Source organism: Paracoccus shandongensis (assembly GCF_017315735.1).
GTDB classification, from domain to species: Bacteria; Pseudomonadota; Alphaproteobacteria; order Rhodobacterales; family Rhodobacteraceae; genus Paracoccus; species Paracoccus shandongensis.
Map to the genome: position 1 here is coordinate 310,006 of NZ_JAFLRK010000001.1, position 13,221 is coordinate 323,226.

Genomic DNA, 13,221 nt, shown 5'->3' on the forward strand with positions numbered 1-13,221 from the left:
GATCTAGCCCATCGGGGCAAAGCTTTCCACCCATGCGATCTGGCGCGGCAGGCTGTGGCGGTGCAGGTCGTATCCGTCCAGGATCGCCTGCCGCGCCGCAGCCCGCAGCCGGTCGGCGTCAGGGTCGCCCGCCAGTCCCCGGATCAGCGCGGCGGACAGCGCGGGCACGTCGAAGAACGGCACCAGCCGCCCGTTCTGCCCGTCGCGGATCAGTTCGCGCACGGGTTCGGTGTCCGAGGCGACGATGTATCCGCCAGCGGCCATCGCCTCGGTCAGGGACCAGGACAGCACGAAGGGATAGGTCAGATAGCAATGCACGCGCGCCAGCCGGATCAGCGACAGATAGTCGGGATAGGCCACGCGCCCCAGGAAATGGACCCGGGACAGGTCCAGCCGGTCGCCCAACTCGGCCAGCATCCGGGCCTTCCATGTGCCGCCGTCCCGGGGCGGGGTGCCGTAGCTGACGCCCTCGGCCCCGACGATCACGACCTGCGCCTGCGGACGTGCCGTCAGCACCTCGGGCAGCGCGCGCATGAAGATGTGAAAGCCGCGATAGGGTTCCAGCGAGCGGCTGACATAGGACAGCACCTCGTCCCCCGCCCGCAGCACTTGGCCGCCCGGCAGGGTCAGGCTGGCGCGGGGGTCGGGGCAGACGCGAACGGTGTCGATGCCGTCGTGGACAACGGTGATCTTGCCGCGCAGGTCCGGCGGAAAGCTGTCGGCCTGATAGCGGGTGGGCGAAATCGCCGCATCGGCCTGCACGATGCCCTGGATCAGGTGGGCTGACCGGGCGACGGCCAGCATCCGCGCCTCATCGCTGTCGGCCTGGAACTCGGGATCGAAGCCGACATCATGGCCTCGGGTGCGATACAGAAGCTCGGCATAGACCAGCAGGCGGGCGTCGGGCCAGATTTCGCGCAAAAACAGCGTCTCGCCCCAGCCGGTATGGCCGATGATCAGGTCGGGGGTGAAGCCATGCCGGTCCCGCATCGCCCGCGCGGCGCGCACCGCCAGATAGCCGCGTTCGGCATGGGTGGCATAGCTGCGGCCAAAGGCGCTGTTCGTCTCGACCGGATCGGGCGTCTTGTAGCGCAGGGTCGGGACAGGGCTTTGCCGCTGGTTCTTCTCATCCGTCAGGGCCAGCACCTGATGGCCGCGCGCGGCCAGCGCCGGGGCCAGATGGGGGAACTGGCCGGGGAAGTTCTGGTGGACGAACAGGATCTTCATCGGTGATGGTCGCGGAAGGCGGCGGCCAGCAGCGCGCGGGTGTAGTCCTGCCGGGGGGCGTCGAAGATCTGGGCGGTCGTCCCCTGCTCGACCACCTCGCCCGCGCGCATGACCATGATCTTGTGCGACATGGCGCGGACCACGCGCAGGTCGTGGCTGATGAACAGGAAGGCGAGGCCATATTTCCGCTGCAAGCCGCGCAGAAGCCCGACGATCTGGACCTGCACGGTCATGTCCAGCGCCGATGTCGGTTCGTCCAGAACCACCACCTTGGGGCGCAGGATCATCGCACGGGCGATGGCGATGCGCTGGCGCTGGCCGCCGGAAAATTCATGCGGGTAACGGTGCATGGTGTCGGGGTTGAGGCCGACCTCGGCCATGATCTCGGCGACCATCTGGCGGCGGTCGCGGCCCTTCTCGACACCGTGGACGGTCAGGCCCTCGGCGATGATCTGTTCCACCGTCATGCGCGGGGACAGGCTGCCGAAAGGATCCTGGAAGACGATCTGCATGTCGCGGCGCAAGCGGCGCAACTGGCGCGACTGCCAGCGGGCGATGTCCTGGCCCAGGAACAGGATCGGCCCGTCGCTGTCGATCAGCCGCATGATGGCCAGCGCCAGCGTGGTCTTGCCCGATCCCGATTCGCCGACGATGCCCAGCGTTTCCCCGGCCCGAACCGTCAGCGTGGCGCCGTTCACGGCCTTCACATGGCCCACCGTCTTGCGCAGCAGCCCCCGCTGGATCGGAAACCAGACCTTGAGGTCGCGGGTTTCCACCATGGTTTGCGCATCATCGGGCACGGGATCGGCGGTGCCGGTCGGTTCCGCCGCCAGCAGCTTGCGGGTGTAGTCGTGCCGGGGGTTGGCGAAGATGTCGGCCACCGGCCCTTGTTCCACGATCTCGCCGTCCTTCATCACGCAGACGCGGTCGGCGATGCGGCGGACGATGCCAAGGTCGTGGCTGATGAACAGCATCGACAGCCCTTCGTCCGCCTTCAGTTCCGCCAGCAGGTCGAGGATCTGCGCCTGGATCGTCACGTCCAGCGCAGTGGTCGGCTCGTCCGCGATCAGCAGTTCGGGACCGTTCGCCAGCGCCATGGCGATCATCACCCGCTGCCGCTGCCCGCCCGACAGTTGGTGCGGATAATCGGCCAGGCGGCTTTCCGGGTCGCGGATGCCCACGCGGGTCAGAAGCTCCACAATCCGCGCCCGCGCCTTGGCCCCTGTCAGCCCCTGGTGCAGCGCCAGGCTTTCGCCCAGCTGCTTTTCCAGCGTGTGCAGCGGGTTCAGCGAGGTCATCGGCTCCTGGAAGATGAAGCTGATGTCGTCGCCCCGGATGTCGCGCAGCACACGCTCGGGGGCATCGACCATCTCGCGCCCGGCGTATGTCACCGATCCCTCGATCACGGCGGAATCGCCCAGCAGGCGCACGGTGGACAGCGCCGTGACCGACTTGCCCGACCCGGATTCGCCCACAAGCGCGACCGTCTCGCCCTTGCCGATCTGGAAGCTGACGCCCTTGACGGCGGGCACGATCCGGCCTTCCTGGCGAAAGCTGATGCGCAGGTTCTGGACCGACAGGACGGCTTCGGTCATTTGAAGGTCTTTCGGGGGTCGAAGGCATCGCGTACGCCTTCAAAGACGAAGACCAGAAGCGACAGCATGATGGCGAAGGTGAAGAAGGCGGTGAAGGCCAGCCAGGGCGCCTGCAGGTTCTGCTTGGCTTGCAAGGCCAGTTCCCCCAGCGACGGCGCGGATGCCGGCAGGCCGTAGCCCAGGTAATCCAGCGCGGCCAGCCCGCTGATCGTGCCGGTCACGACGAAGGGCAGCATGGTCAGCGTGGCGACCATGGCGTTGGGCAGGATGTGGCGGAACATGATGGTGCGGTCGGACACGCCCAAGGCACGCGCCGCGCGCACATATTCGAAGTTGCGCGCCCGCAGGAATTCCGCCCGCACCACGCCCACCAGCGCGGGCCAGCCGAACAGGATGGTGACAAAGACCAGCAGCCAGAAGCTGCGCCCCAGGATCGCGAACAGGATGATGATGACGTAAAGCGAGGGCGTGGAGGCCCAGATCTCCAGCACGCGCTGGAACACCAGGTCGGTGCGCCCGCCGAAGTATCCCTGGATCGCCCCCGCTGCAATGCCCACGACCGAGGCCACCACCGTCACGATCAGCGTGAACAGGATCGAGATGCGGAAGCCATAGATCACCCGCGCCAGCACGTCGCGCGCGGTATCGTCGGTGCCCAGCCAGTGGGTGCCGTCCGGCGCGCTCGGCGCGCTGCCCACGTTGTTGATGGTCGAATAGTGGAAGGGGATCGGCGGCCAGATCATCCAGCCCTGCTTCTCCTTCGGGATGTCGCTGGTGCCCGCGTCCACGGCGGCGATCAGATCCTCGGGCGTGTCCCAGCAGTCCTGTTGCCCGCCGGTGACGATCAGGCATTGCACGGCGGGGTCGGTATAGATCGCCTCGGTCCCGAAATCGCCGCCGAAGGCGGTTTCGGGATAGAAGTTGTAGGCAGGGAAATACAGCTCGCCCCGGTAGCTCGCGACGATGGGCTTGTCGTTGGCGACGATCTCGGCGCAGATCGCCACGATGAACAGCAGCGAGAAGATCACCAGCGACCAGAAGGCCCGGCCGTTGCGGCGGAAGTTGCGCCAGCGGCGGCGGTTGAGTTCCGACAGCGCCATCAACCGGCCCTCGATTCAAAGTCGATGCGCGGATCGACAAAGACATACATCATGTCCGACAGGATCCCCACGACCAGGCTGAGAAGGCCGAAGACATAAAGCGTGCCGAAGATCACCGGATAGTCGCGCTGCACCGCGGCCTCGAACCCCAGGCGGCCCAGGCCGTCCAGCGAGAAGACCGTCTCGATCAGGATGGATGCACCGAAGAACACCCCCAGGAAGACAGCGGGAAAACCCGCGATCACGATCAGCATGGCGTTGCGGAAGACATGGCCGTAAAGCACGCGCCCCTCGGTCAGGCCCTTGGCGCGGGCGGTCATCACGTATTGCTTGTTGATCTCGTCCAGAAAACTGTTCTTTGTCAGCAGGGTCAGGGTGGCAAAGCTGGAAATGGTCGAGGCCACGACCGGCAGCGTCGCGTGCCAGGCATAGTCCTTGATCTTGCCCCAGACCGACAGGTCCGCGAAGTTGTCGCTGGTCAGCCCCCGCAGCGGGAAGATCTGCCAATAGCTGCCGCCCGCGAACAGCACCATCAGCAGCACCGCGAACAGAAAGGCCGGGATGGCATAGGCCATGATGATCACGCCCGAGGTCCAGGTGTCGAACCGCGTCCCGTCCCGCACCGCCTTGCGGATCCCCAAGGGGATCGAGATCAGATAGGCCAGAAGCGTGGACCAAAGCCCCAGCGTGATCGACACCGGCATCTTTTCCACCACCAGGTCGATGACGCTGATCGACCGGAACCACGATGTCCCGAAGTCGAAGGTCAGGTAATTGCCCATCATCGTCAGGAAGCGTTCCAGCGGCGGCTTGTCGAAGCCGAACTCCTTTTCAAGCTGGGTGATGAATTCGGGCGGCAACCCGCGCGCGCCCTCGTATCCCTCGACCACGCCGGTGTCGGCGCCCGCGCCCGCGCCCGAGATGTTGCTGAAGGCGTCGCCCGACCCCTGAACCTGGGCCGCGATCTGTTCGATGGGACCGCCGGGGACGAATTGCGTCAGGGTGAAGTTCACCACCATGATCCCGATCAGCGTCGGGATGATCAGCAGCAACCGCCGCAGGATATAGGCGCCCATCGGATTGCCCTTGCCCCTTGCGGGCCTTCACGGCCCCGTTTTCCTTGTCCGGCCCTTGTCGGGCGGGACCGCCGGGAAATCAACCCTCAGCGGATCGCGCCGCTGGCCTTCAGTTCGGATTCGCGCGCGGTATCCGCCCACCAGAAATCCAGCGTGCCAAGCGCATAGGGCGGCATCTGTTCGGGGTGTCGGTACATGTCGTAATAGGCCAGCGTGTATTCCGCCTTGAACCATTTCGGCACCCAGAAGCGCAGGCTGCGCAGCGCGCGGTCCAGCGCGTTGATGGCGACGATGTTGTCTTCCATGGTTTCCGCCTGCTGTCCGACCTCCAGCAGCTTGTCGATGGCGGGATTGGCAAGGCCCATGGGGTTGAACACGTCGTCCTTGTCTTCGGACCCGAAGACCTGGCCGGCATAGCCGCCGATCGCATAGGCCTGGCCCAGGCTGTCCTCGACCATGTCGAAGTCCTTGGACCGGGTGCGCAACTGCATTTCCGCATTGTCCACACGGCGGTTGACGGCGTCGATGCCGATGGCGCGCAGGTTCTGGATGAAGGGGTTGATGATGCGGTCGTTGCCCACGTCGTCGTTCAGGATCTCGATGCTCAGAACCTCTCCGGCGGCGTTGCGGCGCATCCCGTCGCGGCCCACGGTCCAGCCCGCCTGATCCAGCAGCGCCACGGCACGGCGCATGTTCCCCCGGTCAAGCTGGCGTTCGCCCGACACCGGCTGGACCACGGCGTCGTCGGTCAGGATGCCCGGCGGCAGGTCGCCCGCGACAGGTTCCAGCAGCGCCTTTTCCGCGTCCGAGGGCGGGCCGTCCGCGCGGAACTGGCTGTTGTCCCAGAAGGAATTGACCCGCGTTTCCAGACCATACAGCAGCGTCTGGTTGGTCCATTCGAAGTTGAACATCAGCCCGATCGCCTCGCGCACGCGGATGTCCTGGAACTTGGCGCGGCGCAGGTTGAAGACCCAGCCGTCGGCGCTGGCGATTTCGCCGTTGGGCAGCGTTTCCCGCACCACCGCGCCCGAGGCCAGCGCCGGGAAGTCATAGCGCGTGGACCAGTGCATCGACGATGTCTCATTGCGATAGGTGTATTCGCCCGCCTTGAAGGCTTCGAAGGCGCTGTCGAAATCGCCGAACATCTCGTAGCGGATGCGGTCGAAGTTGTAGCGGCCCTTGTTGATCGGCAGATCCTTGCCCCAGTAATCGGGGTTGCGCTTGACGACCAGGGTGCGCCCCATGTCGGCGCGGTCGAACATGTAGGGGCCGGATCCGACATAGGGGATGGTGCTGCTCTGCTCCAGGTCGCGCTTGTTGTCCTCGAAGTCCTTCTTGGAAAACACGATCTGGTTGCCCATCTGCGAAATCACGTCGCGGCGGGGATAGCCTTCGGCGAAGGTGAACTTGATGCGGTGGTCGTCCAGAACCTCGGCCTTGGCGATCATCTGCTGCATCGCCATGCGGAAGGACGACAGGCCCTTGTCGCGCAAGGTTTCAAAGCTGAACAGCACGTCATGGGCGGTCAGGGGCGTGCCGTCGCTGAAGCGCGCCTCGGGGCGCAGGTTGAAGATCACCCAGTCCTTGCTGGGGGGATATTCCAGCGTCTCGCACAGCAGGCAATAGTCCACGCCCAGTTCGTCCGCCGGGCTGTCCATCAGCCGTTCAAGCTGGATCACCGCCAGCGCGATGGCGCGGCCCCGGTGGGTGAAGGGGTTGAAGCTGTCGAAGCCACCCACCGCGCCGAATGAAATCTCGCCCCCCTTGGGCGCGTCGGGGTTGACGTATCGGTAATGGGGGAAATCGGCGGGCAGCGCGGGTTCGCCGAACAGCGCGATGGCATGGGTCTTGATGACCTGTTCGTCGCCTTGGGCCTCTTGCGACAGGGCGGCGGATGCCGGGGCAAGGGCCAGGGCGGCGATCAGGGCAAGGCGGCGCATCGGCGAACTCCGGGTTTTGGTGTCTGCTGCACGCTAGGCAGCGCCGAAGACACGATCAAGCCGCGATTTCGTGATGGCCGCGCGACAGGTGCGCATGAAAAAAGGCGCATCCGAAGATGCGCCCCGATCTGGTGAAGCAGGCCTTACTGCTGGGATTGCAGATAGGTGATGATGTCGGCGCGGTCCTGCGGATCCTTCAGGCCCGCGAAGGACATCTTGGTGCCCGGCACGACGCCCTTGGGGTTGGTCAGGAATTCCTGCAACGCCTCGGGCGTCCACTGCGGCGCGTCGGCCTTGTGCGCGACCATGGCCTCGGAATAGCTGAAGCCCGCGACGGAAGCGACCTCGCGGCCCACGACGCCGTTCAGGTGGGGGCCCACGCCGTCGGTGCCGTCCAGCTTGTGGCAGGCCTTGCACTTGCCGAAGTCCTTTTCGCCCGCCGCCGCGTCGGCCGAGGCCAGCAGGGCCGCGAAGTCGATGGTTTCCTCGGCCGCTTCCTCGCCGCCGCCCGCCGCTTCCTCGACGGGGATGGTATAGGCTTGCGCGACTTCCTCACCCTCGCCATGGGCGGCGGTGCCGACGTGATACAACGATCCCGCCGCCCAGTTGGCCAGCATCAGAAACAGCAGCGCGCCGATCAGCGCGCCGGCGGCCTTGGTCACGGTCATGGTGTTGAACATCGCGTGCGATCCCCGCATTGGTAAGCTCGTCAATTCGTCGGGTATCTATCCGCTTTCGCTTTGAAGGATCAAGGTATAGTTACCCCGCGACCAGTCAAAATTCGGACAGCGGCCATGACGACCACCACGAACCGCATCGCATTCCAGGGCGAGCCCGGCGCCTACAGCCACGAGGCCTGCCGCAAGGCCCGGCCCGGGATGGAGGCCCTGCCCTGCCGCACCTTCGAGGACGTGATCGAGGCCGTGCGCAGCCACCAGGCGGATCTGGCCATGCTGCCGGTGGAAAATTCGACCTATGGCCGGGTCGCGGACATCCACCACCTGCTGCCCCAATCCGGGTTGCACATCATCGACGAGGCCTTCGTGCGGGTCCGCATCGCACTGATGTCGCTGCCGGGCACCCGGTTGCAGGATGTGCGCCACGTCCGCGCGCATCTGGTGCTGATCCCGCAGGCGCGCGGCTTTTTGACGCGGCACGGGATCACTGCCGCGGCCTCGGCCGACAGCGCGGGCGCCGCCGCCGACCTGGCGCGCGACCGCACGCCGGGGGAAGGCGTCATGGCCAGCGAACTGGCCGCCGAGATTCACGGGCTGGAGGTTCTGGCCAGCGACATCGAGGATCACCACCACAACACCACCCGCTTCCTGATCATGGGGCGGCAGCCCGACTACAGCCGCCGGTCCGACCGGATGCTGACCACCTTCGTCTTCCGCGTCCGCAACATTCCCGCCGCGCTCTACAAGGCCATGGGGGGCTTTGCCACGAACGGCGTCAACATGACCAAGCTGGAAAGCTACATGGTGGACGGCGTCTTCACCGCGACCCAGTTCTATGCGGATGTGGAAGGCCACCCCGAGGATCCGGCCCTGCAACGCGCGCTGGAGGAGCTGCGCTATTTCACCTCGTCGCTGGACCTGCTGGGCGTCTATCCCGCCGATCCGCTTCGCGAGGCGCAGCGCCAGGCGGTCTAGGCCGCCCGCAGGTGGGTCAGGAAATCGGCGATCCGCTGGTCATACTTGCGGTCCAGTTGCGACTTGCCCAGCTTGGCCGTCTGCAGCAGCAGCCGCGCGCGCATGTTGCGGGGGCGGACCTCGGTCTCGAACAGAAGGCGCGACTTGACCCGGCTCAGCGCGACCACGGTCATGTTGATCGACAGGTCGAACTGGTCGGAACGACCCTCCAGCGTGATGTGCGACGGCCGGTCGAAGCGCGTCACCGCCAGCCGCGTCGTCCGGCGCTGCCCGCGCCAGTTGAATTCCAGATCCCAGCCAAGCCCGATCCCCGGTTCCTCGGCCGGGTCGATCCGGCGGACCAGCACGCCCCGGGCCGCCAGGGCCCTTTCGCTGCGGGGAAAATCGCCGGCGATGTCAAACAGGTTGCTTGCGGGAATATTGGTGTCGATGCGGGTCGAGAATTTCATTCAGGCTGACCATCCGAGGCATGTCTGCGGCAAGGGGCCGCGAACAGCGCGTTCATAATCCGATAACGCCAAAAGATACAACCAAGCAGAGAGCCGTGATGCCCCCTGCCCGTGAAACCGGCAACCCTTGCGCCGCTTGTCCCAGGATAATGTGGCGGATTTGCATGTGCAATTGAATTAAGGTTCACGTCCTGCAATCTGTGGTTGAGAGATGGGCCAGGGGCCGATAGCTTGGTCCGGCTGGCGCATGAACGCGCGGCGGCCTTGGATCGGGGGGCTCATGCCAGACGGAACGGGCGGGGTCGAGCTTTCCGTTCGCCCGTCAGCAGATGGGAACGAAACGATCGTGCTGCGTGTCCTGGCCACGACCGACATGCACATGAAGCTGCTGCCCCACGACTACCATGCCGACCGTCCCTGCCAGCAGGGAAGCCTGGCGCAGGTGGCGTCCCTGGTGGAACGGCACCGGCGGATGGCCCGCAACACGCTGCTGGTGGACAATGGCGATTTCCTGCAGGGCACGCCCCTGGGGGACCATGCCGCGCGGTCTGGCGGCAGGAACCATCCCGCCATCGCCGCCATGAACCTGATGGGCTATGACGCCGCAGCGATCGGCAACCACGATTTCGCCTTCGGGCTGGACGTGCTGCAATCGGCGGCGCGCCAGGCGCGCTTTCCCCTGCTGGCCGCCAACCTGCGGGTCAGGGGCCGCGCGGATTTCCCCCGCTATGCGATCCTGCAACGGCCCGTCGTGACCGCCAGCGGCCGCCCGGCCACGCTGCGCATCGGCCTGGTCGGGTTCCTGCCGCCGCAGACCACCGCCTGGGACCGCGACCTGGCCGGGCGCATGGATTGCGACGACATTCTTGCCACCGCGCGGCGCGTCGTGCCGCAGATGCGCGCCGAGGGGGCGGATGTGGTCATCGCCCTGGCCCACAGCGGCATCTCGCCCCATCCCGCCGGTCCGGGGGCCGAGAATGTGGCGGCCGACCTGGGCGCGCTGGATGGCATCGACGCCATCGTCGCGGGCCACACGCACGAGGTCTTTCCACGCAAGACCCCCGTCCCGGCCGAGGGCATCGACACGGCCCGCGGCACGCTGCGCGGCAAGCCCGCCGTGATGCCGGGCTTTGGCGGCTCTCACCTGGGGGTGATCGAGCTGTCGCTGACGCGCAAGGGTGCCTCGGGCTGGCGCCTGGACCGCGCCACCGCGCAATGCGAACCCGTCGGCCCCCACCTGCCCCCCGCCCCCGCCGTGCTGCGGGCCGTGGCGCCCTCGCATCGCCTGACGCTGTCGCATCTGGGCACGCGCATCAGCAGCAGCGAACAGCGCATCAGCAGCTATTTCGCGCTGGTGGGCGTCGATCCGGCCCTGACGCTGGTGAACATGGCGCAACGCTGGTTCGTGCGCAAAAGCCTGCGCGGCACGGCGCTGGAGGGGATGCCGGTGCTGTCGGCGGCCGCGCCCTTCCGCGCGGGCGGGCGCGGCGGGCCGCTGCATTACACCGACGTGGCGCCTGGTCCCCTGCGGCTTGGCAACCTGACCGACATCTATTCCTTTCCGAATCGCATCTGCGCCCTGCCCGTCACCGGGGCCGATCTTCGCGGCTGGCTGGAACGGTCCGCCAGCCTGTTCAACCGCATCCAGCCTGGCCGCCCCGACCAGCCCCTGGCCGATCCCCGCTTTCCCGCCTATCAGTTCGACGTGATCGAGGATCTGCATTGGCGGGTGGACCTTTCGCAGCGCGCCGGTTTTTCGGCGGACGGGACCGCCACCGGCAGCAGCCGCATCCGCGACCTGACCTGGCGCGGGCGCCCGATCCGCGACAGCGACCGCTTCGTGCTGGCCACCAATTCCTATCGCCTGGCGGAATGCGGGTTGTTCGCGCCCCTGACGGCGGGCAAGCCATCCGTGGTGCCGCCCGGCCCGCAGACGCGCGACGTGATCCGCAACTATCTGCGCCAGCGCCGCCGGGTGTCCATCGACGCGGCCCCGTCCTGGCGCTTCGTGTCCCTGCCCGGCACCTCGGTGATCTTCGAGACCGGCCCCGGCGGGTTGCCCCTGCTGCCCCGGGTCGCCGCCCGCACCAACCGGCGGATGGACCATGTGGGCGAAAGCGACAGGGGCTTCGCCCTTGTGCGGCTTCATCTGTGACGGGCTTGCATCGGCCGCGCAACGCGACTATCTAGCACCCCGAGAGGTTGGCGCGGGCAGGCGCCTCGCCAACCCGGTCAGGTCCGGAAGGAAGCAGCCGTAACGAGCCCCGCTTGGGTCGTTGTCCAGCCTCTCACCCTTTCATCCGCTAAGCTGTTGATGTGTAAAAAGGCCCTTGCGCTGCAGGGGCTTTGGTCGTTTCGGTGTTACAAAACATGTTACAAACCGGATCCTGCAGATGGCTGGCCGACCCCGATACTTACTGAACCGCAATGGTAGATTTTTTGCCCGACTAGTAGTGCCGACGGAACTGCGCAAGATCATCGGCAAGACCGAACTGCGTTCTCCTCTAGGACCAGATCTTCGCACAGCCATAAGGCATCTACCCGGTGCTGTCGCTGCCCTGCAGCATGAACTCGCCCTAGCCGAGCGGCAAGCAGCATCGACCGGTGCGACCGAGGTCCAGCAAGGTCGATATCCCCTTGCACCGGATCAGATCGCCGCCAGCCACTATGCCCAGCGCCTGGCCTTTGACGATCGGTTGAGGAACGATTCGCGCTATGTGTCTATTTCGCTTGATGACTCTCGCGTGCAACGCCTGCGCGATGGCATGGCCGGTCGTTTGAGTGACGTAGAACTGGCTCTTCTGATCGGGGCGAGCCTCGAATGGTTTCGGCAGTCTGGAAATCTAACTGCTCCAGCCGGCACGGACGAATGGCGCGAGATCGCCCGCGCCCTGTGTGTGGCCGAGTATGAAGCACTATCCCGCGTCGTGGAACGGGATGAAGGTGATTTCACCGGCGTGCCGCAGCATCCCATGATCCGCAATGCACAGCCACCAGAAGAAATCCCTGCACCGGTCAGTATCAAGCGCCTGTGGGACGACTACGTTAAAAGTCGCCAGCTACTTGGATCCATGAAAGATAATGGACGGAGGCAAGTGCTTGCGGTCAATAGCCTGACCGCCTTCCTACGCCATGACGACGCAGCCAAGGTCACGAAGAAGGACGTGGTCGACTGGCTGGATCACGTCGTGACCGAGCTTGACCCTTCAACTGTCAGCAGGGTCTACCTGCCAACTGTTCGTAGCTTGTTTCGCTGGGCACACGAGAAAGATCGCATCCCAGCTGACCCAACTGTAGGGTTACGCGTTGCAGCACCGAAGAAGATTCATAACCGCGAGAAGGGCTACACGACGCCCGAAGCAGTTAAGGTCCTGAAAGCGTCCTTTGCCTACCAGCCCAAGACAGGCCCCGCTGGCAAAGTCCTGGAGGGCCCCAAGGTAACGGCTGCGAAGCGCTGGGTTCCTGTGCTCTGCGCATTTACAGGCGCCCGAGTGGCTGAGATCACGCAGCTTAGGAAAGCTGATTTCCGCAAGGAAGGTGACGTGCATATCGCGCGAATCACGCCAGAGGCGGGCAGCACGAAGACAGGACAATGGCGCGATGTTCCGCTGCATCGTCAGATCATCAAGTTGGGCTTTCTCGACTATCTGGAGAACGCGCCTGACGGCCCGATCTTCCACAATGCCACCGACCCGACGAAGTTCACCGACCACGCTAAGAAGATGGCGAACCGTATTGGTGACTGGCTACAAGACAGCAAGCTTGTTCCGGATGGTGTTCAACCCTCACACGGCTGGCGACACCGGCTGAAGACAATCGGTCGTGAAGTCGGAATACAAGACCGCGTTCTCGATGCCATCCAAGGCCATGCACCCCGCACAGCTGGCGACAACTATGGCGATATAACGATCAAGACGAAGGCTGACGCAATCGATCGTCTGCCGGAATATGATCTGAAATAAGCATTCTCTACCGTGTCTATGAATACATGGCGCTGGACGTGCTTTCAAAACGCATTACACGCGGGACCCGGCCGCTCGGAAGAAGCTCGGCCCCCTCGTCATCGGTCACGTCAAACTCGGCTTTCAGGCTGGAAACGCAATCGGCCACGTTGCTGGCACCCTCGTCGAACAGGCGCAGGACCGGCAGCATCAACGTCTCGTAATCCGGGATCGGCATGGT

General features: G+C 65.3%; 11 protein-coding genes and 1 other RNA gene. 4 read left to right on the plus strand and 8 right to left on the minus strand.

The window, feature by feature from the left end; genetic code table 11:
• Window positions 1-3 precede the first annotated feature (3 nt).
• The 6 genes from JX613_RS01500 to JX613_RS01525 form a co-directional block, all read right to left on the minus strand.
• Window positions 4-1,227 carry a glycosyltransferase gene (locus tag JX613_RS01500; protein WP_207099661.1) on the minus strand — a complete coding sequence of 408 codons (1,224 nt, stop codon included), beginning with the start codon at window positions 1,225-1,227 and terminating at the stop codon, window positions 4-6.
• Window positions 1,224-2,822, minus strand: coding sequence for an ABC transporter ATP-binding protein (locus JX613_RS01505; protein WP_207099662.1), 1,599 nt, complete (start codon window positions 2,820-2,822; stop codon window positions 1,224-1,226). Before JX613_RS01505 ends, JX613_RS01500 begins: the two co-directional genes overlap by 4 nt.
• The gene (locus tag JX613_RS01510) at window positions 2,819-3,922 is read right to left on the minus strand and encodes an ABC transporter permease (protein WP_207099663.1); all 1,104 of its coding nucleotides are present in this window, start codon (window positions 3,920-3,922) and stop codon (window positions 2,819-2,821) included. The genes JX613_RS01505 and JX613_RS01510 overlap by 4 nt, the downstream gene beginning before the upstream one ends.
• Entirely contained in the window at window positions 3,922-4,998 is a 1,077-nt protein-coding gene (locus JX613_RS01515; protein WP_207099664.1) for a microcin C ABC transporter permease YejB, read from the minus strand. The genes JX613_RS01510 and JX613_RS01515 overlap by 1 nt, the downstream gene beginning before the upstream one ends.
• Window positions 4,999-5,084: 86 nt before the next feature.
• Window positions 5,085-6,938 (minus strand): extracellular solute-binding protein, encoded by a 1,854-nt coding sequence (locus JX613_RS01520; protein ID WP_207099665.1) that lies wholly within the window; start codon window positions 6,936-6,938, stop codon window positions 5,085-5,087.
• A gap of 143 nt (window positions 6,939-7,081) precedes the next feature.
• Window positions 7,082-7,618, minus strand: coding sequence for a c-type cytochrome (locus tag JX613_RS01525; RefSeq protein ID WP_207099666.1), 537 nt, complete (start codon window positions 7,616-7,618; stop codon window positions 7,082-7,084).
• A 114-nt stretch (window positions 7,619-7,732) separates the two neighbouring features.
• On the opposite strand from JX613_RS01525, the gene JX613_RS01530 reads away from it, so the two are divergent.
• The gene (locus tag JX613_RS01530; RefSeq protein WP_207099667.1) at window positions 7,733-8,590 is read left to right on the plus strand and encodes a prephenate dehydratase; all 858 of its coding nucleotides are present in this window, start codon (window positions 7,733-7,735) and stop codon (window positions 8,588-8,590) included.
• Here the strand turns inward: JX613_RS01530 and JX613_RS01535 are convergent.
• Window positions 8,587-9,039, minus strand: a complete 453-nt coding sequence (locus JX613_RS01535) for a hypothetical protein (protein ID WP_207099668.1) — start codon at window positions 9,037-9,039, stop codon at window positions 8,587-8,589. The two genes, JX613_RS01530 and JX613_RS01535, sit on opposite strands and share 4 nt — an antisense overlap.
• Window positions 9,040-9,319: 280 nt before the next feature.
• On the opposite strand from JX613_RS01535, the gene JX613_RS01540 reads away from it, so the two are divergent.
• The 3 genes from JX613_RS01540 (at window position 9,320) to JX613_RS01550 (ending at window position 13,001) form a co-directional block, all read left to right on the plus strand.
• Complete coding sequence (locus tag JX613_RS01540; protein WP_207099669.1) at window positions 9,320-11,194, plus strand: bifunctional 2',3'-cyclic-nucleotide 2'-phosphodiesterase/3'-nucleotidase; 1,875 nt, start codon at window positions 9,320-9,322, stop codon at window positions 11,192-11,194.
• A gap of 41 nt (window positions 11,195-11,235) precedes the next feature.
• An RNA gene (ffs, locus tag JX613_RS01545) (signal recognition particle sRNA small type) lies at window positions 11,236-11,332 on the plus strand.
• A gap of 160 nt (window positions 11,333-11,492) precedes the next feature.
• Complete coding sequence (locus tag JX613_RS01550) at window positions 11,493-13,001, plus strand: site-specific integrase (protein ID WP_336512254.1); 1,509 nt, start codon at window positions 11,493-11,495, stop codon at window positions 12,999-13,001.
• A 16-nt stretch (window positions 13,002-13,017) separates the two neighbouring features.
• Here the strand turns inward: JX613_RS01550 and JX613_RS01555 are convergent, their stop codons facing one another.
• The gene (locus JX613_RS01555) at window positions 13,018-13,218 is read right to left on the minus strand and encodes a winged helix-turn-helix domain-containing protein (RefSeq protein ID WP_207099671.1); all 201 of its coding nucleotides are present in this window, start codon (window positions 13,216-13,218) and stop codon (window positions 13,018-13,020) included.
• Between the last annotated feature and the right edge of the window lie 3 nt (window positions 13,219-13,221).